Annotated in this window: 24 protein-coding genes and 1 tRNA gene; 6 read left to right on the forward strand and 19 right to left on the reverse strand. The window is 39.6% G+C overall.

Annotated elements, in window-relative coordinates; all coding sequences use genetic code 11:
• Window positions 1-39: 39 nt before the first annotated feature.
• The 11 genes from L0951_RS00960 to L0951_RS01010 all read right to left on the reverse strand — a co-directional run bounded on the left by L0951_RS00960 (window position 40) and on the right by L0951_RS01010 (window position 11,688).
• Window positions 40-1,356: an FAD-binding oxidoreductase gene (locus L0951_RS00960; protein WP_234108768.1), complete on the reverse strand. Its 1,317-nt coding sequence runs from the start codon at window positions 1,354-1,356 to the stop codon at window positions 40-42.
• Window positions 1,356-2,240: a decaprenyl-phosphate phosphoribosyltransferase gene (locus L0951_RS00965; protein ID WP_234108770.1), complete on the reverse strand. Its 885-nt coding sequence runs from the start codon at window positions 2,238-2,240 to the stop codon at window positions 1,356-1,358. Before L0951_RS00965 ends, L0951_RS00960 begins: the two co-directional genes overlap by 1 nt.
• A gap of 91 nt (window positions 2,241-2,331) precedes the next feature.
• Window positions 2,332-3,027 (reverse strand): OmpA family protein, encoded by a 696-nt coding sequence (locus L0951_RS00970; RefSeq protein WP_234108771.1) that lies wholly within the window; start codon window positions 3,025-3,027, stop codon window positions 2,332-2,334.
• A 21-nt stretch (window positions 3,028-3,048) separates the two neighbouring features.
• A complete protein-coding gene (locus L0951_RS00975; RefSeq protein ID WP_234108772.1) occupies window positions 3,049-3,528 on the reverse strand; it encodes a lipocalin family protein in 480 nt (159 codons plus the stop codon).
• A 110-nt stretch (window positions 3,529-3,638) separates the two neighbouring features.
• Window positions 3,639-5,369 (reverse strand): S8 family serine peptidase, encoded by a 1,731-nt coding sequence (locus L0951_RS00980; RefSeq protein ID WP_234108773.1) that lies wholly within the window; start codon window positions 5,367-5,369, stop codon window positions 3,639-3,641.
• A gap of 10 nt (window positions 5,370-5,379) precedes the next feature.
• A complete protein-coding gene (locus tag L0951_RS00985; protein ID WP_234108774.1) occupies window positions 5,380-5,991 on the reverse strand; it encodes a WbqC family protein in 612 nt (203 codons plus the stop codon).
• A gap of 139 nt (window positions 5,992-6,130) precedes the next feature.
• A tRNA-Phe gene (locus tag L0951_RS00990) sits at window positions 6,131-6,203 on the reverse strand.
• Window positions 6,204-6,359: 156 nt separating this feature from the next.
• Entirely contained in the window at window positions 6,360-8,183 is a 1,824-nt protein-coding gene (locus L0951_RS00995) for a lysophospholipid acyltransferase family protein (protein ID WP_234108775.1), read from the reverse strand.
• Window positions 8,184-8,189: 6 nt separating this feature from the next.
• The gene (locus tag L0951_RS01000) at window positions 8,190-9,428 is read right to left on the reverse strand and encodes an aspartate kinase (RefSeq protein WP_234108777.1); all 1,239 of its coding nucleotides are present in this window, start codon (window positions 9,426-9,428) and stop codon (window positions 8,190-8,192) included.
• 212 nt (window positions 9,429-9,640) lie between these two features.
• Window positions 9,641-10,927: an adenylosuccinate synthase gene (locus L0951_RS01005; protein WP_234108779.1), complete on the reverse strand. Its 1,287-nt coding sequence runs from the start codon at window positions 10,925-10,927 to the stop codon at window positions 9,641-9,643.
• A 92-nt stretch (window positions 10,928-11,019) separates the two neighbouring features.
• Entirely contained in the window at window positions 11,020-11,688 is a 669-nt protein-coding gene (locus L0951_RS01010; protein ID WP_234108781.1) for a DUF2461 domain-containing protein, read from the reverse strand.
• 177 nt (window positions 11,689-11,865) lie between these two features.
• On the opposite strand from L0951_RS01010, the gene L0951_RS01015 reads away from it, so the two are divergent.
• From L0951_RS01015 to L0951_RS01040, 6 genes are all read left to right on the forward strand, one after another.
• Window positions 11,866-13,578 (forward strand): DEAD/DEAH box helicase, encoded by a 1,713-nt coding sequence (locus L0951_RS01015; RefSeq protein ID WP_234108789.1) that lies wholly within the window; start codon window positions 11,866-11,868, stop codon window positions 13,576-13,578.
• Window positions 13,579-13,739: 161 nt separating this feature from the next.
• Complete coding sequence (locus L0951_RS01020; RefSeq protein WP_234108792.1) at window positions 13,740-14,378, forward strand: DUF47 domain-containing protein; 639 nt, start codon at window positions 13,740-13,742, stop codon at window positions 14,376-14,378.
• A gap of 27 nt (window positions 14,379-14,405) precedes the next feature.
• A complete protein-coding gene (locus L0951_RS01025) occupies window positions 14,406-15,548 on the forward strand; it encodes an inorganic phosphate transporter (RefSeq protein WP_234108793.1) in 1,143 nt (380 codons plus the stop codon).
• Between the two features lie 139 nt (window positions 15,549-15,687).
• Window positions 15,688-16,659 carry a polyprenyl synthetase family protein gene (locus L0951_RS01030; protein WP_234108796.1) on the forward strand — a complete coding sequence of 324 codons (972 nt, stop codon included), beginning with the start codon at window positions 15,688-15,690 and terminating at the stop codon, window positions 16,657-16,659.
• Between the two features lie 87 nt (window positions 16,660-16,746).
• Complete coding sequence (locus tag L0951_RS01035) at window positions 16,747-17,709, forward strand: GSCFA domain-containing protein (RefSeq protein WP_234108798.1); 963 nt, start codon at window positions 16,747-16,749, stop codon at window positions 17,707-17,709.
• A gap of 3 nt (window positions 17,710-17,712) precedes the next feature.
• The gene (locus L0951_RS01040) at window positions 17,713-18,486 is read left to right on the forward strand and encodes a TatD family hydrolase (protein WP_234108800.1); all 774 of its coding nucleotides are present in this window, start codon (window positions 17,713-17,715) and stop codon (window positions 18,484-18,486) included.
• Between the two features lie 55 nt (window positions 18,487-18,541).
• Here the strand turns inward: L0951_RS01040 and L0951_RS01045 are convergent, their stop codons facing one another.
• From L0951_RS01045 to recR, 8 genes are all read right to left on the reverse strand, one after another.
• Entirely contained in the window at window positions 18,542-19,825 is a 1,284-nt protein-coding gene (locus L0951_RS01045; protein ID WP_234108806.1) for a DEAD/DEAH box helicase, read from the reverse strand.
• 174 nt (window positions 19,826-19,999) lie between these two features.
• Window positions 20,000-20,467, reverse strand: a complete 468-nt coding sequence (locus L0951_RS01050; RefSeq protein ID WP_234108808.1) for a DUF6438 domain-containing protein — start codon at window positions 20,465-20,467, stop codon at window positions 20,000-20,002.
• Window positions 20,468-20,970: 503 nt separating this feature from the next.
• The gene (gene obgE / locus L0951_RS01055; RefSeq protein ID WP_234108809.1) at window positions 20,971-21,954 is read right to left on the reverse strand and encodes a GTPase ObgE; all 984 of its coding nucleotides are present in this window, start codon (window positions 21,952-21,954) and stop codon (window positions 20,971-20,973) included.
• A gap of 80 nt (window positions 21,955-22,034) precedes the next feature.
• Window positions 22,035-22,616 (reverse strand): adenylate kinase, encoded by a 582-nt coding sequence (locus L0951_RS01060; RefSeq protein ID WP_234108810.1) that lies wholly within the window; start codon window positions 22,614-22,616, stop codon window positions 22,035-22,037.
• A gap of 116 nt (window positions 22,617-22,732) precedes the next feature.
• The gene (gene hpt / locus L0951_RS01065; RefSeq protein WP_234108811.1) at window positions 22,733-23,290 is read right to left on the reverse strand and encodes a hypoxanthine phosphoribosyltransferase; all 558 of its coding nucleotides are present in this window, start codon (window positions 23,288-23,290) and stop codon (window positions 22,733-22,735) included.
• An 86-nt stretch (window positions 23,291-23,376) separates the two neighbouring features.
• Window positions 23,377-24,225, reverse strand: coding sequence for a glycosyltransferase family 2 protein (locus L0951_RS01070; protein ID WP_234108812.1), 849 nt, complete (start codon window positions 24,223-24,225; stop codon window positions 23,377-23,379).
• 9 nt (window positions 24,226-24,234) lie between these two features.
• Window positions 24,235-25,044 (reverse strand): glycosyltransferase family 2 protein, encoded by an 810-nt coding sequence (locus L0951_RS01075; RefSeq protein ID WP_234108813.1) that lies wholly within the window; start codon window positions 25,042-25,044, stop codon window positions 24,235-24,237.
• 9 nt (window positions 25,045-25,053) lie between these two features.
• A complete protein-coding gene (gene recR, locus L0951_RS01080) occupies window positions 25,054-25,665 on the reverse strand; it encodes a recombination mediator RecR (protein ID WP_234108814.1) in 612 nt (203 codons plus the stop codon).
• Window positions 25,666-25,846: the final 181 nt, after the last annotated feature.

The following is a 25,846-nucleotide window of genomic DNA, read 5'->3' on the forward strand; positions in this document are numbered from 1 at the left end:
TTTGAATGAGCTTCGCTGTGAATTCCCTTTGGATGGAATTCAAATATTATTGATGATTCTTTTATGTTGGTGCGATACAAATTTTGGGTTCTGAACATTTTGCAGGTAATTTGTCAATGACGATTTGCTCATGGCGTCTTTGGTCAGATAGATTCTTCCGCCGAACTCTTCCACAATTTCATCCAGTTGATGCACCAAAGTTTTCAAATTGCGATTCACCTTAAAGTCTAAAGCCAATGTGTATCCTTCAAAAGGAAATGAATTGTAGGCTTCAGGATTATTTTTTCCGAAAAGCTTTAACACCGCCAAAAAAGATCCGTTTCCACTTTTGGCGATGGTCTCCAGAATCTGCTTCATTCCCTCTTTTCCTTTTTCTTTGGGAATCACCATTTGGTATTGGATGAATCCTCTTTTGCCATAAATCTTGTTCCATTCATTAATGGCATCCAAAGGGTAGAAAAATGTTTCGTAATCAATATAATTCTTGACTTCCTTGGACCGTTGCTTTTTAAAATAAAGCGTGTTAAACAACTTCACGGTGAAATTATTTAAAACAAAATTTGGAAAATAAAAAGGTACTGTGGGACTAAATTTGGGTTTTAATCTGAGTGGATTATCTTGAAGGTTATCAGGGAGTTGATGTCTGAAAGCGTGTTCACCGCGCATCAAAATACTTCGGCCTATGTTTTTTCCAGTTTGAAGGCAATCGATCCATGCCACGCTATACGTCCAGGATTCACTTTCTTCAAAAAGCCTAAAGATCTCATCCAGATTTTCTGCTTTAATGCTTTCCTGACGAATATATGCAGTTTCAATATTTTTCAACTTAAATTTTGCCGAGAGAATAATTCCGGTCAAGCCCATTCCGCCAATGGTTGCCCAAAACTTGTCGGAGTTTTCAGTTCGCGAACAAATCACAATTTCACCATGTTCATTAAGCAACGAAAATTCCAGGACATACTCCGAAAAACATCCTTCGGCATGATGATTTTTTCCGTGAACATCAGATGCGATTGCCCCTCCAATGGAAATAAATTTTGTTCCCGGCGTCACATAGAGAAAGTAACCTTGAGTAACCACCACTTCCAAAACTTCTGAAAGCAGAACTCCGGATTCACATTCGATAATTCCGTTTAAGCGGTCAAAACTGATGAATTTGTTGAGCCTTTTGGTGGAAAAAATATGTTCAGAAAGTGATGCGTCTCCATAACACCTTCCGTTTCCTCGGGCGATAATTTCATTGTGGTTTCTTACAAACTCTTTAATCTTGTTTAAGGAATCGTCTGATCTCATTTCTTTTTCTACTACCGGAAAATTCCCCCAATTCGTTACTTTCTGTATAAAATTCGCCTTCATTATTTGAAATAGATTTGAAGTAAAAAAGAAATGAGCCAAAGCACCAATGTGGCCTGAATGTAATGGTCTTTGTACACTATTTTAGTAGGAGATTCGGTTTTGTTGTATACCAAAGTCTGTTGCAAATACCTTAAAAAAGCGAACACCACAAAAATTACCGTGTAGAAAACCCTTGGATGAAAACGCTTCTGAACTTCAGGCGATAGAGTAAACATGAGATAACAAACAATTGCCAGAGCACAACTGATGGAAAGCGCAATATCTGCAAACTGCACATTGTAGCCATCCAAAGCCTTTCTGGTTCTGCCAGAAATCTGGGCGTTAATCAATTCCCCGCGTCTTTTGCCAATCGCTAAAACCAGTGCCAGAACGAAGGTCAGCAAAATTGCCCATTGAGATATATAGATTCCGGTTGCATAACCGCCCGCCAAAACCCGTAACACAAATCCTGTGGCGATGATGCAAATATCCACAATTGCGACGTGCTTTAACTTGAAGGTATAAAGCAGGTTCATCATAAAGTAGAACAGAATGATGGCGGAAAATTTCCAGTAACTGTGGTGGAAAAAGGACTGACCGAAAAAAATGAGTGCAGTGGCAAACGCAATCAGAAATCCCAAAATACCAAGCGCTTTGTTTTTTGAAATAGCACCACTTGCCAATGGTCTGTTTCTTTTTTCTGGATGTTTGCGGTCGGATTCAATATCCGAATAATCATTAATGATATAAATACAACTTGCTGTGATGGAAAATACAACAAACGCAAAAATGCTTTCAATGAGCAGTTTGGAATTGGTTACATTTCCGGAAAAAAACAAGGGTGCAAAAACGAATAAATTTTTCACCCATTGTTCTACACGAAGCAGTTTAAAGAATTGTGTCATCCTTATATAAAATCAGTCACAAAACTAATGATTTTAAAATAAAAAAATCCGCAAAAGCGGACTTTAAATATGCTCAGATTAATTTCCTGGCTTAATTTCCCTGCTTAGCCTCATTAATCATTTTCTCGTTAGCGGTGATGGCAAATTCAACACGTCTGTTTTGAGCTCTGCCTGCATCGGTATCGTTGGTTGCGATTGGATTAGCTTCACCCATTCCCATAGTGTTCATTCTGCTGGAGGCGATTCCTTTGGAAATGAGATAAGTTTTTACAGACGCTGCCCTTCTGTCGGATAACGCCAGATTATAAGCATCAGTTCCTTTGGAATCGGTATATCCGTAAATGTTGATATTGGTATCCGGATTGTTTTTCAAGATTTCGGCAAGTTTGTCGAGGTTGCTTTTTGCCAGAGGCTGCAAATCCGATTTATCAAATGCAAAGTTCACCATATTTTCTTTCAAAGTAACTTTGATGCCTTCACCTACTCTTTCCACTTCTGCACCTGGCAAAGTTTCTTTGATTTCTTTGGCTTGTTTATCCATTTTTGCACCGATTACATTTCCGGCAACACCACCCACGATTCCACCTAAAACTGCACCGATAGGAGCATTTCCACCTTTACCGATATTGTTTCCGAGAATACCTCCGATGACTGCACCAGCAGCAGTTCCGATCACGGTTCCCTTTTGTTGGTTATTGGCATTTTTCACAGAGTCACAACCGGTGAAAGTGAATAATGAAGCTGAGAATAGTACTGCAGCGATATTGGTCTTGTTGATAAGTTTCATATTTTTTGATTTAGCTATAGATTATTTTATTCCTGTTCTGGCAAAGTTATACTGAACCCGCACGTTTTGCCCGCCAGAATTGATATTGTCTACCAAAGTGAATTGATCAGTGGTCTGATTGGTCATCTCCAAAGTATATCCGGAAACAACCGATTTTGCTTTTGATCCCTCAAGTATTTTTTTGAACTTGAATTCGTTTCCGTTCACCACTTCAAACTTGATCGGCATCACCGTATTTGGGCAAGAGCCGCTTCCGCTTAAGGTATATGAACCGGTCCAGTTATTCGGGATCAGATGCCACTGACTTCCCACGAAGCACTGAATGTCAACTCCTTCGTCAAAAGGTTTGATCTTGAAGTTATGGTCATAATCCACACTGGTGATTTCCCAGGTTCCTTTGAGCTTTAAGAATTCCGCTCTGTTTGTCTGAGCTGTTTTGGCAGTGGAACAAGAAACGGTGAAAGCTGCACCGATAATTCCTGCAAGAAGTAAATTTTTCATAGTAGTTAAATTAATTGTTTAGGAATCACAAAAAACCGTGCCAACTTTTGTAAATTTACAAAAAAAGCCCGAATCAACGGACTTTCATTTAAATTTTATGCGAAGAGTTATTATCTTTTTTTCACTGCATTCTTGCTGCTCTTTTTCACCCGTTTATTTAACGCTGGTTTGGTCAAATGTTCTAATGATGGAGACGGTTTGTAGAAGTTAGTATAAGCATATTCTGCCGCTTTTCTAAGGTCAATGACGCCACCCGATTCGGAAATCAAATCGAATCTGTTGTTGGTATTGGACTTGATCATTGCATTTACCGAGGATTTATTGGCGGTCTTTACGAAAGCCTCAATGATCTGCTCTGGTTTCAAATTCGGCATGTAGGCCAATAAAACAGCTGCGCCACCCGCTACGACAGGAGAAGCCATAGAAGTTCCCTGCAAATATTCATATTTGTTGTGTGGAACGGTGGAATAAATTTTATCACCCGGCGCAAAAACGTTGACCATTTTTTGGTTGTAGTTGGAGAAACTTGCCCGTAAAAACTCATTATCATTGGTAGAAGCTCCCACTACAATCATGTTGTTAATAAAAGGCTTTGCATCTTTCACATCTTTATAATTGGTTGGGTATGCCAGATCTTCAGAAATATCCTCATTTTCATTTCCAGCTGCTTTCACTAAGAGAACCCCTTTGTCTTGTGCATATTTAAAAGCATCCCAAACATAGGTTTTTCCAGGAGAAACCGGTTTACCGAAACTCATATTCAATATTTTGGCTCCATTATCAACTGCATACCGAATTGCATTTGCCACATCTTTATCCCTCTCATCACCATCTGGAACGGCACGAACCGTCATAATTTTGGCCACTTTATAGGCCACTCCGTACTGTATTTCCTTTCCTTGCGGATAACCTGCAATAATTCCTGAAACGTGTGTACCGTGTTTCGCATCTGGTCCCTCATAATGATTATTTCCATAAAATTTTTCTGAATAATCATCATAATTATCCCCCACAATTGCAGCTCTAGGATCATAATCCAAATTATATTGCTTAGTGGCTTGTGGACCATAATAATCCAGAGCTTCCTTCATTTGATCTTCCAGAAATTTTTGTACTTCAACCGGGGATTTTCCTTTTATGGCAGGATCCTGAGCGATTTGCCCCAAAACGGATGCCGCCATCGCCTGTTCCTGGGTTGCCGGTTTAATTGCTGCTACTACTTCCGGAGTCAGGTTTTTCCCATCCAGCATGGCAACCATCGATGGTATCATTTTCTGGATCATGCTATAGGTTTCAAAACCTTGTTTTCCTTCAATACTTTTCTTGGTAAAAATCTCTTTCGATTTCATGTACATGGCAAATTCTTCCGGCATTTTGGCCTGGTTGGCTTTATTGGTCGAAGAATCGGCTCCTTCAAAAATCGGTTGATATTTTTTTACCACCCGAGTCACTTCCATGTTGTCCACATCCACATCTCCATTTTTCCCGCCGATGAAGTTCCATCCGTAAATATCGTCCACATAACCGTTTCCGTCATCATCTTTACCGTTGTTTGGAATTTCGTTTGGATTTTTCCACATATTATTGACCAAACCTGGATGATCCACCTGTACCCCACTATCCAAAACTCCCACCACCACAGTTCTCGGTTTCAAACCCTTAGATTCCAAATACTTATAGGCATTTTGAGTATTGACTCCATAAACGTTGGTTGCCGAGAAATCCTTATGATACCAATTCATCAGATCTTGATCCTTCATCGGATCCACATTGGCTTTCGCAGTTTGGGCAAAGGTTGCAAAACCCGTCATAAAACAAGCCGCAATCAATATTTTTTTCATTTGATACTATTTATTTGTTCTTAATATTACGTAAATAGGTCAGAGATTCCGGTCCTTTGTTACAGATCAGATCAAGAATTGAAAGATCTTCTAGAAATCCCATTTTCTCCGAAAAAGTCTGATAATATTCTTCCATTTCAAATTCCGGGTCCTGTTTCGCCGAAAACTTCCCCCTGAAATCAACTTTTGGGGGATTTTTCACATACTCACTATTCAAAGAATATGCCTTTTCGGTTTTCAAAATATTTTGAATGATTTTTAAGGCATTCAAATTAAAGTCTATGAGTGCTTCAGTCTTAAATTGAAATATTTCCTCTAGCCGGTTTTCATAAAATTCGAAATAAGGCGAACTTTGATAAGCGGTCTTAATGGATTTCCAGTGCAGCGATTGCCAGTTTTCGCGGTGGGAAATCTGTATCTCGCTCAACTTTCTTTTCCCATTATGACTGATCGGGATAATTAATGAAAGCTTGCCGTTTGCACCATAAATATTGCATCGGTTGCGATAAGTCTGTTTGGGAAAATTTTCATTTTGTTCAAAAGTGATCTCGTTTTCTTCCTTGAGGAAAACCGAAAACCATGAAATTGGAGGCAGATAGAAAATGGGGAGCAGGATTTCCAAAGTATTTAGCTTTTTTGATTGGGTAAATTTGAGATTGGGCGCCAATAAGCATAACGTTCTCATTATAGAAACCCCAAAATGGATCTCCTCATCATGAAAACAAAAAACCACCTACAATTAGTAGATGGTTTTTTTTCAGTGGTTTCTCCAGGAATCGAACCAGGGACACACGGATTTTCAGTCCGTTGCTCTACCAACTGAGCTAAGAAACCGTTTGGTAATTGAGTGCGGCAAAAATATAAACTTTATCGGTATTACACAAACTTTTCGGAAAACTTTTTTGCTTTGAATAAAAACCCATTGATTTTCAGAAGGATTATTTTGCAAAATATCTTTCGGCAAATGTTTACTTTCAGACAATTGCCTGTTTATTCTCCTTCTTCCTTCCGGATTTGTTCGCTCAATTCTTCCAAAACCGGTTTGATGGTACTTTCCGGAATCTCGCTGATTCGGATATACATCAATCCGTCTATGGCGTCATTGAAACTTGGATCCACATTAAAAGAGATCACTTTCGCATTTTGCTTGATATATTTCTTGATCAAGACCGGCAATCTCATTTGAGGTTCCAGGTCGTCAATGATTTTATCCAACTTGTTCAGATCCGACTCCACTTCTTCAAAAAACAGACTTTTGTCCCGTTCTTTTAGCCTTACCTTAAATTCTTTTTTGGGATGAACATACTGAGCAACCGCAGAATCGTAATAATTCGAACGCATGAACTCGATCATCAGAGATTTTGAAAATTCAGAAAACTTATCAGATATACTCACTCCGCCCATCAGGAATTTGTATTCGGGATTTCTCACGCAAACATGGATGATCCCGCGCCAAAGAAGGAAAAGCGGCAATGGTCTCTGCTGATAATCCGCCGAAATATAGGCTCGTCCCATTTCGATGACTTTTCTGAAAAACGGTCTTAATTCCGGATCAAATTCAAACAGCGAACTGGTATAAAACCCATCAATTCCGTATTTCTTTAGTACTTCGGCCCCCAAAGCCATCCGGTATGCACCCACAATTTTCTTCTCGGCACTGTCCCACAAAAAAAGATGATGGTAATGTTGGTCATACTCATCCAGGTCGAAAGGCAGGTTGCTTCCCTCTCCCACTTTTCGGAAGGTGAGTTCACGCTGTCTCCCGATTTCCCTCATAATTGATGGAATCTCTGAATAGGCTGCGAAGAAAACTTCATAATTTCCATTTCGGAAAAGCAATTTATCCTTTTGGTACAGCGATTCTATATCTTTCACGATATCTTCTTGCGGTGTTTCGTCAATGATATTCTGAACCACATTTTCCCGCTTCATCACCGGAATATTGATCTTCAAATTCGGAATATTGAGCCGTTCGGTAATCGATTTCCGCTTGTCATAATAGGATTTCAGCATGTAGATTTTCTTTTGCAGAAATTCCCCCAATTCATCCACAGACTCATATTCATCCATTGCTTTTACGGAAACGCATTTCCCGAAACGGATTCTGATCGGCTTCTCCCTTTTGTGCATCATTTCAGATGGCAGCATCAAGGTTTGCAGATCCGGATGAATTTTTGCAGCCTGATAAAACAACGCACTATTCTTGGCATGGAAGTACATGGGGACCACCGGAACTTTCGCCATCTTAATCAGCTTCAGTGCTGGCTTTTCCCATTTCTTATCTAAAACATCACCGAACTCATTATTCTTGTTTGAAACCTCACCAGCCGGGAAAATTCCTACACAGCCCCCGTTTTTCAGATGAGTGAGCGTTTCACGCATTCCGGTTGAACTGTTGCGGATTTCCTTTCTGTTTTCAAAAGGATTTACCGGAATCACATAAGGTTCCATCGGCTTTATTTTCTCCAAAAGGAAATTTCCCATGACTTTAAAATCCGGACGGATTTCAGTTAAAATTTTCGTCATCAAAATGCCGTCAATCGCACCTAAAGGATGGTTTGAAACCAGTATGAAAGGACCCGTTTTGGGAATCTTCGCCAGATCTTCCTCAAAAACAACATATTTCAAATCCCTTTCCCTAACGAAAGAATCAAAGAAATCTTTCCCGGATTTATCTTTCAAGACGTCGTACAGCCGGTTTACCTTGTCCAACTTGGTAAGTCGCATCAACACCGAAGCGATCGGGCTTTTCAGAAAACCGACCTTATTCAGTCCAGATGCAAGGATTAAATCATTTTTGGAAATTAGACTCATTGGGTATCAGTTTGTCACTACCTGAATGACTTTATTAGAACTTTGCTCAAAAAGCACATTTTTGTCTTTATAGAAATCATTCAAGTCGTCTAATTTAGCATTTCTAATTGTATAAAGCGATACATTTTTCAAAAGTTCGGTCTGGAAATCTTTTTGAAGTTCAGAATTAAATTCATCGATTTGCCCGTATTTGTCTTCCAGACAGAGTTCCAGAGAAATCGCTGTATTCTGCATCAATGAGATTTTAATTTTATTTTTAACCAATAAGGCAAAAATCTGCGTCAGATGCTGCTCTGCGATGAACGAGAAATCCCTGGTGGAAATCCGCATCATGTGCTGATTTTCCTTTAAAATATAGGATTCTGCTTTTTGCGCATCTGCTGAATTTCCCACTTTGGTCCCACTTTTTTTCGGTTCCAAAAACGACTTCACGAAAAATGGAATATTCTTTTGTTTCAGCGGCTGCAGGGTCTTCGGGTGAATTACTGAAGCTCCGTAATAAGCCATTTCAATCGCCTCCTCATAAGAAATCTCCGAGAGCAGCTGCACATTTTCAAATTTGCGCGGATCGCCGGTCATCACTCCGGGAACATCCTTCCAGATCGTCATCGCTTCCGCATTCATGCAGTATGCAAAGATCGCCGCAGAATAATCCGAACCTTCCCTTCCTAAAGTCACTGTGAAATTATTTTCCTCGGAACCGATAAATCCCTGAGTGACATAGCAAATGGACTGATCCAGCTTACAAATATTTTTTTCGGTTTCTTCCCAGTTTACATTTCCTTCGCGGTAAAAATTATCTGTTTTGATGTAATCTCTCGCATCAATCCACTTGTTGGTAAACTGAATATCATTTAAATATTCACTTAAAATTTTTGAAGAAATCATCTCGCCGCAGCTTACGACTTGGTCATAAACAAAATTGTAATTCGGTGACTTATTTCGTCTTAAAAATGATTCGATGTCATCAAAAAACAACGAAATTTCTGCAAAAACCGGATGACCAGAAGCAAAAATTCCATTTGAAATATCCAGGTGGTTTTGTTTGATCTTTTCGATTTCCTGCTGATAATCCACTTTGTCAAAATAATTGTGAACCACCATTTCAAGCGCATTCGTGGTCTTTCCCATAGCGGAAACCACCAGCAGACATTGCTCGAAACCTTGCGACTCCAAAACCAATGCCACATTTTTTATGCCTTCCGCATCTTTTACCGATGCTCCACCAAACTTAAAAACCTTCATGTAAATATTTAAAAACCAATATTTTAACTGAAAAATGATTTCTCAAGAATTCCATATTTTCCCAAAAAATTTGAAGCTCCAAAAATACTTATTTCACGTGGGATACAAAAACTTATTTCCACAAAAAGATTTTAGAGAAACCATCGTACCAGAACGTCTATCAGACATTCCATGTCACTTCACAAAAAAATCCCTCCGTAGGGACTTTTATACTAAAATAATTCCTTGCGGATGATGTTCTGACTTCTTTCCGGACCAACTGAGACCAAGTAAACATTAATTCCCAAATACCCTTCGATGAACTCGATGTATTTCTTGGCGTTTTCCGGAAGTTCGTCATAACTTCTGGCGTGGGAAATATCTTCATCCCACCCTTCAAGTTCCTCGTAAATCGGTTCGTAATCATATAATTTAGTGGTAGAAGAGGTGAAATAATCAATGATTTTACCATCTTCCGTTTTGTAAGCCGTAGCTATTTTAAGTGGCGAAATGCCGGAAAGCACATCCAGTTTGGTAATCACCAGATTGTTGATCCCGTTGATCATGGTCGCGTGACGCAGTGAAACCAGATCCAACCAACCGGTTCTCCTTGGTCTTCCGGTAGTTGCACCAAATTCAAAACCGATCTTTCTGATTTTTTCGCCGAGTTCATTGTCGAGTTCTGTGGGAAAAGGTCCATGTCCGACTCTGGTAGTATAAGCTTTCGCTACACCGATGAGATTCTGCAGACTTGTCGGAGGAACTCCAGCGCCTGCACAAACACCACCGGTGGTGGGAGATGAAGACGTCACATAAGGATAAGTCCCAAAATCAATATCCAGCATTAATGCTTGTGCACCCTCGAACAGAATATTTTTCCCGTCGTGAATGGCGTGATTCAATTCCACTTCAGTATCCACAATTCGGTCCTGCAATTTTTTACCATATTCTAGAAACTCATGGTAGATTTCATCGAATTCCAATCCAGGTTTTTCAAAATATTTCTCAAAAAGAGAATTTTTGATCTTAAGGTTTTTTCTAATCTTCTCGGCTAAAATATCTGGATTCAAAAGATCCACCATACGGATTCCCACTCTGGCGATTTTATCTTCGTAGCACGGTCCGATTCCTTTTTTTGTGGTGCCGATTTGGGTCCCCCCCTCTTCTTCTTCGCGGTATTGGTCCAGCAAAATATGGTAAGGCATGATGACATGCGCTCTTCTGGAAATATAGACGTGGTCAGTTTTCAGCCCTTTGCTTTCAATCTGTTCAATTTCGCGGATAAAAGATTTTGGATTCACCACTACGCCGTTTGCGATGATGCATTTCCCTTTGCACTGCAGCACTCCGGATGGAAGGAGGTGAAGGACGAATTTCTCATCGCCCACATAAACGGTGTGACCGGCATTGTCTCCGCCCTGAAAACGAACGACGTAATCTGATTTTGCGGAAAGCACGTCCGTAATCTTTCCCTTGCCTTCGTCACCATACTGAAGACCTACAACCACATAAGTTGCCATAAATTTATACTTTTTTAGATTTCTACAAAATTAGTTTTAATAAAAATATCGGGCAAAAATTGTGGAAAAATAATTGTCTGGACCAGAATGACTCAGCCTGAAAACGGAGCATCCAAAAAATCATTGAGGGGTTTTATGGATTGATATATTTTGGAAAAGTGATGGATGGCTTTCTCCGAATGAAGCTCAGCATCTGCAACTGGGTGGATCACCACGAAACTTTTCAGCTTAAGATATTCCGCCATCGGGTCGTATTTTTCGAATCCTTGCGGAACTTTCACCAGCTTGTCTTCCACGCTCAATCCCCGGAAATTATTTCTGAAATCGTCTTTTTTTAAGATTTCTAAAAATTCAGCTCCATTCATTGAAATCTCCTTTCGGATTTCCTTTAAAACAGGACTTTTAGGTTGATAAGCACCGCCTGCCAAAAATGACTTGCCGGGTTCGATGTGCAGGTAATACCCGGAAACCTTATTGCCTTTTCCAATTCCTAAACCAGCGCCGAAATTGCTTTTGTATGGCGTTTTATCTTTTGAAAAGCGGACGTCTCTGTAGATTCTGAACAGGGATTTTTTGGCGTCCAATTTGCCAATATCCTCGTCAAATTTTGCGATTTCTTCAATCAGTTTTTCCACAAAAACGATGACGTTTTCATTTGCGGAAATATACTTCTCCTTGTTTTCAAGGAACCATTCGCGGTTATTGTTTCTGGATAGTTCGCGAAGGAACTGCAGCGTGGAATTTTCGATGACCGGATTCATAAGCTGTAGATTTTGATCAAAATTAAAACAAATTGTAAACTTTCTCCTTATTTATTTTTAATAAAAAATTAAAAAAAGTCGTTAATTTTTATCAAAAATAAAAAAAATTTCCGCCACCTGTCTTACCTTCCAACTTTTTCCGTATCTTTGCCGCCAAATTATTAGACGATCATTTACATGAATTTATTTACGGAGACCAATCTAAGTCCTGAAATATTGCAGGCAATTGGCGAACTGGGCTTTACGAGCCCGACAGAAATCCAAAAACAGACTATTCCTTTTATCTCTACAGATACCCGCGATCTCATCGCACTTGCGCAAACAGGAACAGGCAAAACAGCAGCATTTTCGCTTCCGATTTTGGATATGATTGACGACGGGAGTCGCAAAATCCAACTTTTGGTGCTGTGTCCTACAAGAGAACTTTGTTTGCAAATTACCAAAGACATTAAAAATTATTCGAAATACATGAAAAACATCAAAACCACAGCGGTTTATGGTGGAAGCAGTATTACCGAACAAATCCGATCTCTGCGTGAGAAACCACAGATTATCGTGGGAACGCCGGGAAGGGTAATCGACTTGATCAACAGAAAAGCACTGGATTTCTCTGAAATCAGCTGGTTGGTTTTAGACGAAGCAGACGAAATGCTTTCCATGGGTTTCAAAGATGAATTGGAAACCATTTTAAACGAAACCCCAGAGACAAAACAAACCCTCCTATTCTCAGCTACGATGAATAAAGAGGTAGAGAGAATCTCTAAAAATTATTTGGACAAACCTCACAAAATCTCGGTGGGTTCAATTAACGAAGTGAAGAAAAACATCACCCACGAATATTACGTGGTGGGTTACCGGAACAAGAAGGAGGCCTTAAAAAGATTAATTGACAACAATCCCAATCAATACTCCATTATTTTCTGCCGCACCAGAATGGAAACCCAGGAAGTAGCAGATTTCCTGATGCAGAATGGTTACGGTGCAGACGCACTTCACGGCGATTTGTCTCAGGCGCAAAGAGACACGGTGATGAAAAAATTCCGTCTGAAGAATATTGACATTCTCGTTGCAACTGATGTAGCAGCAAGAGGTTTGGACGTGAACTCATTGACTCACGTGATTCATTATTCGCTTCCCGATGATCCTGAAGTTTTCGTTCACCGAAGCGGAAGAACCGGAAGAGCAGGGAAAGACGGCATCTCAATGGCATTGATTAAGCCGGAAGAATCACGAAAATTAAAGCAGATTAAATCTGCAACAAAAATCGATATTATCGAAAAAGTGGTTCCTACCGGGAAAGAAATCATCAAAGCTCAGGTGGGTGGCGTTTTCGAAAAACTATTGACAGAACACGAAGATTTCTTTGAGTTCGACAACAAGTTGATTCCAGATTTGTCTGAGTTTTCCAAGGAAGAACTGGTTCACAAATTATTGCAATTCCAGCTCCGGGATTTGGCACTTTTTTACAAGGACAAAAACGACATGAGCGAGCAGCACCTTAAAGAAGATGGCCGCGAAAGCAGAAGAGACCGAAGAGACCGTGATCGTGGCGACCGTGACCGCGGTGATCGAAGAGACCGAGACAGAGGGGACAGAAGAGATCGTGACAGAGGTGAATCCAGAACAAGAGGTTCCAGAAAAAACAACAGCGAAATGACCAGATTCTTCTTCAATTTGGGAAAAAGAGACCATCTGAAAAAGATCGACATGCTGGAAATTCTGAACAAAGCCACTTCCAAATCCAAGAAAAGACCGGATATTGGAGATATAGAAATTATGGAGAAGTTTTCCTTCTTCGAAGTGGAAAAATCCTTCAAAGAGGATGTTTTAAGAGGCTTGCAAACGCTGAAATTCAAAGGGAAAGAAATGCGTGCGGAAGAAGCCAATTAGGAGAAATCATTATGTGACAAATATAAAATCAGCAAAAATATTGCTGATTTTTTTGTTTTCTGTGAATCTGAATTTGCAATGTTAACAAAACTTAATATTAAAATAAAAATTAGCCTTAGACTTTTTCGGAAATTTGCATCATTAATTTTAAACTCAAAAAAATGGGAATCGGAAATATTTTTAAGGCATTCCAACCTAAAGACAAAGTGTTTTTTGTATTGTTTGAAAAGGTGGCAGAAACTTTGGTTTCCATGTCTAAAGAATTCCATGAAAGCTTGCTGGAATTTGACATCAATGACGACACGATGCTAAAAGATATGAGCGATTACGAACACAAACTCGATGATTTAACCCACGAGATTTTCGTACAGCTTGGTGAAAACTTCATCACCCCATTTGACCGTGAAGACATCAGTACTTTGGCAAGTGGATTAGACGATATCGCTGATTTCATGTTTGCTTCAGCGAAATATATTTATCTTTATAAAACACCGCTGGATCCTTCATACACGGAATTCTCCCTACTGATTTACAAATCTTGCGTAGAAATCGAAAACGCAATCAAAAATATGAAGGATTTCAAGAACCCAAAAGAAGTAAAGGAATCCTGCATTAAGATCAATTCATTCGAAAATATTGCGGATGACGTTTTGAGCCAAGCTACCGTAAAACTTTTCGAAACTCAGGACGCGATCAACATCATCAAAATAAAATCTGTTCTGGAATACCTCGAAACTGTTACTGACAAGGCAGAAGACGTGGCAAACACGATTGAGAACATCATCATCAAATACGCCTAATCTATTCATTAACACAAAAAATAAAGAATGGATTTACCAATATTATTAGTTGTCATTATTGTTCTGGCATTAATTTTTGACTATATCAATGGGTTCCACGATGCGGCAAACTCTATCGCCACCATTGTTTCCACCAAAGTTCTATCACCTTTCCAAGCAGTAATTTGGGCGGCAGTTTGGAATTTTGCGGCATTTTTTCTCGCCGCCTATGTCATCGGAGAATTCAAAATCGGGAATACTATTGCAAAATCGGTCAATGAGAACTTCATCAATCTAGAAGTCATCTTCGCCGGACTCATCGCAGCCATCGCATGGAACTTGCTGACTTGGTGGTTCGGAATCCCATCTTCCTCCTCGCACACCTTAATCGGAGGATTTCTGGGTGCCGCTTTAATGTATGCATTGGTTTCCGATTACCATGCCGTCGCATTGGCACAACCGGATCTGGGATTTTTCGAAAAAATCAAGCTATCCATACATCAGCTTTTTACGCAGAAAGTAGTCAAATATGATAAGGTCATTCCGATTTTCCTTTTCATCTTCTTGGCACCGATTATTGGTATGATTATTTCCGTGGTGATCACCTTGCTGATAGTAAATATCGCGAAGAGAACAAATCCTCGAAAAGCAGACCATATTTTCAGAAAACTACAATTGGTCTCATCTGCACTTTTCAGTTTAGGACATGGAACCAACGATGCGCAAAAAGTAATGGGAATCATCGGTGCGGCAGTGATTTACTACCATGTATCAATGTTGGGAGATCCAGTTTATACTTCGATGGACGGAGCACACCAGTTCACCTATTTTGTGGAACATTATTATTGGGTCCCCTTCACTTCTTTCTTGATGATTGCTTTGGGAACCATGAGCGGAGGTTGGAAAATCGTGAAAACTATGGGAACAAGAATCACAAAAGTAACCCCACTGGAAGGAGTTAGCGCAGAAACAGCAGGTGCAATCACCCTGTTTTTGACAGAGCATTTCGGGATTCCAGTTTCTACCACACACACCATTACAGGTGCAATCATTGGAGTTGGATTAACGAAAAGAATTTCGGCGGTTCGCTGGGGAATTACTGTAAGTCTTTTGTGGGCCTGGATTTTAACAATTCCTATTTCTGCAATCGTAGCCGGAATCACCTACTTGCTTGTGATTATGGTAAAATAATAAAGAAATTTTTGGAGAAGCAATACGCTTCTTGACCAACAAAAAATAATAAAAGTCATTCCTGAAGGAGTGGCTTTTTTCAACTTAAATTTTAGACAAATACTATTAAAATCGTATTTTTGCGTAAACAGGAAATTTTATGCAGTTTTTAGATGATTACCAAAGAATTGTGGCAGAAGCCATCGAAAAATATACCTTTAGGGATAAACCCGCGGAATTATATGAGCCGATGAACTACATCATCTCACATGGAGGAAAAAGACTTCGACCTATCATGGTCTTGATGGCCAATGATATGTTCGACGGCGAAATAGAAAAAGCCCTAAAACCGGCTTTAGCAATTGAATTTTTCCACAACTTCACCTTAATTCATGACGACATCATGGATGAAGCTCCACTCAGAAGAGGGAAACCAACTATCCATACCTTGCACGGAGTCAACGTGGGGATACTTTCTGGAGACGCATTGCTTTTCAAGGCATACAAATTTTTTGAAGATCTGGAACCCAATCTGTTCAAAGCATGCATGAGGGTTTTCAACCATACCGGACTTTTACTTTCCGAAGGGCAGCAATATGATATAAATTTTGAAACAAAAGGTGATGTTACCTTCAATGACTATATCAGAATGATCACCTACAAAACCGGAATCTTGAGCGCATCTTCATTTGAAATCGGCGCTTTGATCGCAGGTGCGAATTTCACAGATGCGAAAGCCATATTTAACTTCGGAAAACACGTGGGAATCGCATTCCAAATTATGGATGATTACCTGGACGTTTTCGGTGACCAGCAGTCTTTCGGAAAAATGCATGCGGGTGACATCGTGGAAAACAAGAAAACCGTACTCTATCTTTTGGCCAAAGAACATGCCACCGAAGAGGAACTGAAGGAACTGGAATTCTGGTATTCGAAAAAGACGGATAACCTCGATAAAATCTACAGTGTGGAGAAAATTTTCCGCCGGACAAAAGTGGACGAAAAAACACTTTTGCTCATCCAAAAACACAACGAAATCGCCCAACATTACCTCAACAAAATCAATGTACCCGACGAAAAGAAAAAACCGTTTATTGAGTTAGCCAATTATCTGTTAAGAAGAGAATCTTAGAAATACGAAAACTTTCTGCAGACAGACAGGGAAGAAAACCTATCTGAAGACGGACAGGAATACAACTTCGTAAATAATAAAAAATAAATGAAATTCCGCACAGCAGTTGAAATAAATGATTCTGAAAAGAAAATTGAATTGGAAGACCATATCTTTTCCATCGGATCTTGCTTCTCCACCGAGATTTCGGAGTTGTTGGAAACGGGGCAAATTCAAAGTCTAAATAATCCTTTCGGTACGATCTTCAATCCGTTTTCCATCAATCTTGCCATAAGAAAAATCCACCTTTCCGAATTTTATACCGAGCAAGACCTCATCGGATATGATAATCAGGTGATTTCGCTGGATCATCACACCAGTTTTGATTCCAGATTTTCACATCAGACACTTGCAAACATCAACGCAAAAATTGAAGAGGCAAATCTTTTCCTGCAGGATGCAAACTGGGTTTTAATTACTTACGGAACCTCTTTCATCTATGAATTTTTGCCCAAGAAGAAATTAGTTGCCAATTGCCATAAAATTCCCGGAAAATATTTCGAGAAAAGACTTTTGACTCAACAAGAAATCATGGATTCCATTCGGGAAACCATCGAAAACCTGAACGATATCTGTAAAAGCGACGTGCAAATTCTATTCACCGTTTCGCCGGTCCGTCATACAAAAGACGGCATGATGGAAAATACATTGAGCAAATCCAAACTCATTTCTGCGGTTCACGAAGTTTTGCCCCAGTTTGAAAACTGCCATTATCTCCCTGTTTACGAGATTTTGATGGATGACTTGCGCGATTATCGTTTTTATCAGGAAGACCTGATCCATCCGAATTCCCAGGCGGTTCAATATATTTGGGAAAAGTTCGGGAACGCCTATTTTTCAGATAGGACCATGGATTTTGTGGAAGAAAACTTCAGGATCATGAAAGCATTGGAACATAAACCCAATGATGAGACCCACCCGAAATACCACGAATTCCTGGAGAATTTGAAAGGGAGAATCGCATTGCAGCAGACCAAAGTGAAATTTCCGATATTCCAAAAAAGTACTTAACTCATGATCGACACCCATACTCACCTTTACTCAGAGCAATTTGATTCTGACCGTGACGAAATGATTCAACGTGCGATGAATAAAGGAATCACAAAATTTTACCTTCCCGCCATTGATTCCCTGTATCACCAAAAAATGCTGAAATTAGAATCGGAATATCCAGGAATAATTTTCGCGATGATGGGACTTCATCCGTGTGATGTAAAACCGGAAACCTGGGAAAAAGAGCTGGAAATCGTAGAAAATTACCTCAATGAAAGAACTTTTTCCGCTATCGGAGAAATCGGCATTGACCTTTATTGGGACAAATCTACCTTAGCGATCCAAATCAAAGCGTTTGAAAAGCAAATCGATTGGGCAATTGAAAAAGATTTGCCGATTGTGATTCACACGCGTGAAAGTTTTGAAGAAGTTTTCGAGGTTTTGGAAAAGAAAAAACACCCCAAACTGCGCGGAATTTTTCACTGTTTTTCCGGAAATCTGGAACAGGCAAGACATGCCATCGAATTGAACTTTGTGCTTGGAATTGGTGGAGTGGTGACTTTTAAAAACGGCAAAATCGACCAGTTTCTACATGAAATCCCGTTAGAAAAAATCGTTTTGGAAACCGATTCACCTTACTTGGCACCGGTTCCTTTCCGCGGAAAACGAAACGAAAGCTCTTATCTGGAGCTGGTCGCTGGAAAACTGGTGGATATTTACGAAATGGATTTTCTGGAAATTGATCGGATTACCACTGAAAATGCAGAACGGATTTTTGGAAAAAAATGCCACTAATTCACAAAAAAAAATCATGAAAAAGTGGCAATAATTACCGGCGCCAGAAAAATGATTATTTTTTCCTGAAAAAACTCTTGTTTTTTACTTTTCTAAAGCCAATTTCGTCCTTCTCTTTTGGCCGGGATTTTTGCGTATCGGCCGAGCTTCGTTGGCCTTGATTCGCATGAAAGGGTTTATTGTTGGAATCCCTTTTCTGAACCACCAAATCGTCGGTATGAAACGGATGGTCTTTTTCCACCGGGATTTTTTTACCGATGAGTTTCTCCGTATTTTTCAGGTTGACCAAATCCAGCCCGTCAACAAACGAGATGGAATTTCCTTCAGCGCCTGCTCTTCCGGTTCTTCCAATTCTATGGACATAAGTTTCGGAGACATCGGAAAGTTCGAAATTCAACACATATTTTAGTTCGTCAATATCGATTCCACGCGCTGCAATATCGGTAGCCACAAGGATTCTGGTTTTTCCGGATTTAAAATTGTTCAGGGCATTTTGTCTGGCATTCTGCGATTTATTCCCGTGGATTGCTTCTGCGGAAATCTTGCTTTTCTGAAGTTTTCTGGCAATTTTATCCGCACCATGTTTGGTTCTTGAAAAAACCAAAACCGATTCGGAGATATCATTTTCCAAAATATGCGTTAACAAATCCAGTTTATTGTCTTTCTCCACAAAATAGACTTTCTGCTGAATCGTGTCAGCGGTTGCAGAAACCGGAGCAACTGCCACTTTCACAGGATTGGTGAGCATGGAGTTTGCCAGGTTTTTGATCTCATCTGGAAAAGTCGCTGAGAAAAACAAAGTCTGTCTTTTTGACGGCAGAAGTTTCAAAACTTTTTTTACATCATGCACAAATCCCATGTCGAGCATTCTGTCGGCTTCGTCCAGTACAAATATTTCCAGGTTTTTCAGTGAAATCAAGCCTTGGCCGATGAAGTCCAGCAATCTTCCGGGAGTTGCTACCAAGATGTCCACACCATTTCTTATTGCTGCTTCTTGCCCACCTTGTTTCACGCCGCCGAAAACCACTAAGGTTTTCAAGGGGAGGTGTCTTCCATAAGCTTTAAAGCTTTCTTCAATCTGGATCGCCAATTCTCGGGTTGGAGTGAGAATCAAAGCCTTGATGTGTCTGTTTTTTTCTTTTCTTAAAGATAAGTTTTGAAGGATCGGAATCCCAAATGCGGCGGTTTTACCCGTTCCCGTTTGAGCTGTTCCCAGTAAATCTTTTCCCAACAAAATACTGGGAATTGCCTGCTCCTGAATTGGGGTTGGCTGCGTGTAACCTTCTTCCTTCACCGCTTTCGCGATGGGGTCGATGAGTTTTAAGTCTGTAAAATTCAAATGAAATGTTTTTGGTTAAAATGAAACTTGCGTCATTCTTTTAATGTAACGAAGAAATGAATGAAAAGAGATTTTCAGTACCGCAAGAAAGCGGATTCATCAAGAATGACTACGTTCATAAAAAAACCTTCTACCAAAGAAGGGTTTTATGCCGCAAATGTACATCATTTTTTTTTAATGCCCTTTGAGTTTGGTCCAGGTTTGGGTTTTCGTCAAGCTTTCGATGAATAGGTAAAGACGGGATAAGTCTTCGTTTCCGTTTTTGCCGTAATCTTCCACCTGTTTTACGGAATGATCATTAAAGGTGACCGTGAGATACGAAGTCGGCAAATCGGTAATATTTCGGTCTCCATAATCATTTTTTAAGGATTTCAAATTCAAAGAATCCAACATTTCTATAAGTTTATCAAAACTTTCTTGGTCTAAAGTTGTTTTAAAGGTTCCTTCTTTAGGCTTAGAAAAATCGGCTTTTGAATTTCCTTCGTAAAAAGTAAATCTTTCTGCATCGATAATCGCTGTTTTATCAGGATTAATTGTCATTTTGAAAATCGGACAAAACCCGAAACAGGCACCTGCTTCGTACTCAATTTTTGAATAGTTGGTTTTGTTTGGTGTTGCGCAGGAACTTAGGAGGATGAGCATAAAGACCGGCAAATATTTCATGTTTCTTACTTTAATGTAATATTCCGTTCAATAATTGTTCCGAAATTATTTGGTCCTTTATCCCAAACCAAACTGAAAGAGTTAGCCTTTTAGATTAATCTCACTTTTCATCAGGTCTGAAACTCCAAAATCATACCTTGCATCGACAAAAAATTCTTGGTGAAAAAAAATCCGGAGCCTACAAATGGAAAAATATTGAGGGTTTTTGCACTTTCGAGATCTTTGGCATTGCGCAAACCATTTCCATTAAAACCCTGACTTGGCTCGCTGCTCAAAGTAATTGCGAAATAATTGATTTCCGCTGAAATATAAAAACTATTAAGAATTTGATACTTTGCACTTACAGGCAACATTATTTGTTAGCTTCAGTATGTTGCAAGGACATAAACAATATCGATATAAATACCGTTGTCATTTTCTTTAAATCCACTTTTGATTTTCCGTCAATACTTATATAGAGCAAATCCCTTTGTAAAGAGAAATTATTCGTGCAAATGCTTCCAAATCACATCTTTCAATTCCATCAAACCTTCGCCTGTAACTGCGGAAAAGAAAATCGGCTTTTTATTTTCCGGGAACTCTTTTGCGATTTCTGTCTTTAATTCCTCATCCAGCAAATCCGATTTTGAAACGGAAAGGATGAATTCCTTGTCTAAAAGATCTGGATTGTATTCTTTCAATTCGTTTTCAAGGATTTTAAATTCCTCAAAATGTTCCTGGGAATCTGCCGGGATCAGAAAAAGTAAAATAGAGTTTCTTTCGATATGCCGTAAAAAGCGGTGACCAAGACCTTTTCCTTCCGCTGCACCTTCGATGATTCCCGGGATATCCGCCATCACAAAAGACTGATGGTTCCGGTATTCCACAATTCCGAGATTCGGGGTCAAAGTCGTAAACGCATAATCTGCTATCTTCGGTTTTGCTGCTGAAACAGAAGACAGCAATGTGGATTTCCCCGCATTTGGAAAACCGACCAAACCTACATCTGCCAAGAGTTTCAGCTCAAAAGTAATGAAACCTTCCTCACCGGGAAGTCCGGGTTGTGCATATCTAGGCGTTTGATTGGTGGCGGATTTGAAATGCTCGTTTCCGAGTCCTCCTTTTCCACCTTTCATCAAAACAATTTCCTGTTGGTCTTCCAAAATCTCGCCGATGATTTCACCTTCTTCGTTTTTAGCAATGGTTCCTACGGGAACTTCTATATAAACATCTGCTCCTGCTGCACCGGTCAGTTGGTTTTTTCCCCCGTTTTCGCCGCGTTCTGCTTTGATGTGTCGGGTATAACGAAGCGGGAGAAGCGTCCATTCATGGGAATTCCCTTTCATGATGATGCTTCCACCTCTGCCGCCGTCACCACCATCTGGTCCACCTTTCGGAATGTATTTTTCACGCCGAAGATGTGCCGAACCAGCACCGCCGTGACCGCTTTTGCAATGTATTTTTACGTAATCTACGAAATTGCTCATAAAATTCTTAGTTTCAAGTTTTTTGGTTTAAAATTTCAGGTTTTCCCAACTAAAAACTTGAGACTTGAAACCCGAAACAATTATTTTTTTATTTTTTCCACTTCCGCAATAAGTTTTTGCGATATTTCATCAATGCCACCAACTCCGTTTACTTCTACATATTTTCCCTGTTTTTTGTAGAGTTCGGCAACTTCAGCAGTTTTTGCGTAATATTCCTTGATTCTGTTTCTAACGATTTCCTCGTTGGAGTCGTCAACTCTACCGGAAGTTTCGCCTCTTTTCAGCAGTCTTTCGACCAATATTTCATCTTCCACCACCAAAGACAAACACACGGAAATATCAGAATTCAAAACCTCCTTCACAATTTTCTCCAATGCTTCAGTTTGATTGGCGGTTCTTGGATAACCGTCGAAAATAAAACCGTTGCTTTCGGTTGGTTTTTTCACCTCGTCAATCAGCATGTCGGTCGTCACTTCGTCGGGAACCAGTTCGCCTTTGTCAATATATGATTTTGCCAATTTACCGAGCTCCGTATCATTTTTCATATTGTAGCGAAACAAATCGCCTGTAGAAATCTGTTTCAGATTAAACTTCTCGATAAGGTTTTGGGCTTGAGTTCCTTTCCCACTTCCGGGAGGACCAAAGAGTACGATGTTGATCATTTCTTTTACTTTCGGCATTTGGCAATGAGCGGGTGGCTTTTTGCGAACGCCATTTTTATTAGATTTAAATTTAAATATTTTTAAAGCCAATCTCCATAAGGAATTAGCTCATCAAATTAATGGTTTATTCTGCCTTCTGCAAGTTGATAAAGATCTGGCAGATTTCTTCCCAGTTCATCATAATCCAATCCATATCCGAGCACGAATTTGTTTGGGATTTCTTTCGCCACATAATCGATTTTGAACTCCTTACTGTACACTTCAGGTTTCATCAGTAATGTGGCAATCTTCAGGGATTTTGGTCTTTGGGTATTTTTAAAGTAGGCGTGCAGACTTTCTAAGGTATTTCCTGTGTCCACGATATCTTCCATCAAAATAATATGTCTTCCTTCCACTTCTTTGGTGAGTTCCATTTTTTTGTATACGATTCCGGTACTTTGGAGCCCACCCAAATAAGAACTCATCTGGATAAAGGCAATTTCGCAAGGACCAGGATAATGTTTCAGGAAATCCGAAAAAAACATGATTACTCCGTTCAAAACCCCAATGAAGACAGGCGTTTCGTCTTTATAATCCTCATAAACCTTCTCTGCAAGGTCTTTGATAATCTGTTGGATCTCGTCATTCTTAAGGTAAGGAACGAATTCTTTGTCGTGGATTTGGACTGTTTTCATAGGGATTTCAAAAATGCAAATTTAAGGTTTTTTCAGCAATGCTTAAAGGAATCGAAGCATATTAAGCTATTAAGAAACAGACTTAACTATTGCAGCGATTTGCGCAACTTTCTTCGTTCCAGGAAATGCTTAAATCGCAGACCCATACTCAGAATAAAATACTGAATCGGTTTTTTACCCCGATAATATTTGTCCACAAAAATCTGCATCGCTCCGAAAAACCGTTCCAGATAAATTTTGTCTTTCACTGTGCTTTCACCTTTGTGATGAAGGATGGATACTTTTCCATAATACCAGTTGCGTTTTTTTGCGCGAAGCAGCGAATAACACAAATCGATATCTTCACCATACATAAAATAGGCTTCATCCAAGCCGCCGACTTCCTGATAAGTTTGCTTTTTGCAAAGAAAAAATGCGCCCGTAATGACCTCTACCTCAGCAATCTCAGACGCTAAGATGTCATTTCGGTAATAGGTTTTTCTGTTGCTATTTCCGAAACATACAAATAATTTGTTGAAAGAATTGAAAACTCCCGGAACCGAACGTTTGCTTTCAGGAAGAAAATGTCCGAGTTTATTATGCATCTGCACTCCAAGACAGCCAAAATCCTGCATGGAATCTGCGAAATCCAGCGCTTCTTTCAAATCATGACTTTCGAATTCTGTGTCTGGATTGAGCAATAGAATGTATTCGCCTTGCGCTATTTTTACCGCTAAATTATTGGCAACAGCAAATCCAAAATTATTTTTCTGTGGCACAAATTGAACCTGCGGAAATGCCGGTATCAATTCCTTCCAAGTAGTATCGGAAGAGGCATTATCCACAACAATAACTTCGTAATCAATCCCCTGCACAAAATTTTCTATGGACTTCAAGCAAGCCCGCAGTAAATCGGTGACGTTATAATTGACGATAATAATGGAGAGTTTCTTCAATCTAATTTGCTATTTTAGGTTATAATAATTCCTTCTGAGAACCAAAACAAAATACTTGAATCTATAAAAAATTCGAAGAAATCTATACTTGGAATAACTGATATTTCCCGCCTGGTACATATCACGGACGTTTTTTTGGTAACCCCGCTTCATTTCCAAAAGGTTTGCAGAAAGCCCGGAAACTCCAAAAGAACGTTTCCCACCACCGGCAATCACAAGATTTTCACCCAAAATGTACAAATCATAATGTTTTGCGGCGTTCAAAAAGAAATAGACATCTTCGGCATACCTCTGTTTGGAATCAAAAAAACCTGTTTTTTTCAAAATGGTTTTCTTGAAAACCACTGTGGAAGGATGCATCTCATTTCGCAAGAGCAACTTGTTGAAAGTTACCTTTGCCAAATTATTTTGATCTAGGAAATAAGGAAATAATAATTTTGAATTGTTCCTGGAAGACGATATCAAGTCAATGTTCGGACTAGTTCCACGGAGGAGTGCCAATTGTTTCCAAGTCTTGTTGGGAAGCCATTCGTCATCTGCATCCAAAAATGCAATGAAGTCACCGGTCACCAATTCCAATCCAACATTTCTGGCGGCTGAGACTCCACCATTTTTTTGGCTTTTCAGGATGATTTTCATCTGTGGATTTTCTGCGCTGTAACGCTCAATCACTGGCACACTTTCATCAGTTGACCCGTCGTTCACCACGATGATTTCGAAATCAAAAGCTCCATTTTGGTTTTTGATGGAGTCCAGCGCTTTCACGATGGTTTCCTGTGCATTAAAAACGGGAATAATTACCGAAATTTTTGTTTCCATAAGTGATATCTACCCTGCTTCGTTATATGGAATTCTGTTTTGAATAGATTTTCCAAGTGAAATTTCGTCAGCATATTCCAGCTCGTCACCCATTGAAATTCCACGTGCGATGGTAGAGAATTTCACACCAAAATCCTTAAATCTCTTGTAGATATAATATGCGGTAGTGTCTCCTTCCATAGTTGCACTTAATGCAAAAACGAGTTCTTTCACCACTTTAGTATTCAGTTTTTTCTCAATCGCAGAAATATTGAGTTGATGGGGACCAATTCCTTCCATCGGTGAGATTCTTCCTCCTAAAACCAAATATTTACCCCGAAATTTATGGGTATTTTCAATGGCCATTACATCCCGCACATCTTCCACGATGCACAAAATCTCCTCATTCCTGCTAGAATCTGCACAGATATCGCAAATTTCAAAATCTGAAAAATTATAACATTCCCTGCAATATCTAATCTCTGTGACCAGATTTTTCAGCGCATTTCCCAAAGAGATGGCCTGACTTTCTGGTTGCTTCAGGAGATGTAGTGCCAAACGGAGCGCCGATTTTTTACCGATTCCGGGAAGTCCGGAAATTTCCTCTACTGCTTTTGCCAAAACCTTACTCGGATAGTCCATTTCGCAAAGATAGAATTCAGGGGTTGAATATGCAAAATTGAAATGTTTTTTTCAAACGATCGCTGATTTTTTTGATAAAGTTTATCAAGGCACATGAATCCCCCGGATTTTCGGAGATGAGGCGTGCTGCTCCGCAAAACCACTCTCCCATCATTTTCTTTAGAATATTATGATCAGAGAA

The organism is Chryseobacterium sp. R2A-55 (assembly GCF_021401085.1).
Classification (GTDB): domain Bacteria; phylum Bacteroidota; class Bacteroidia; order Flavobacteriales; family Weeksellaceae; genus Kaistella.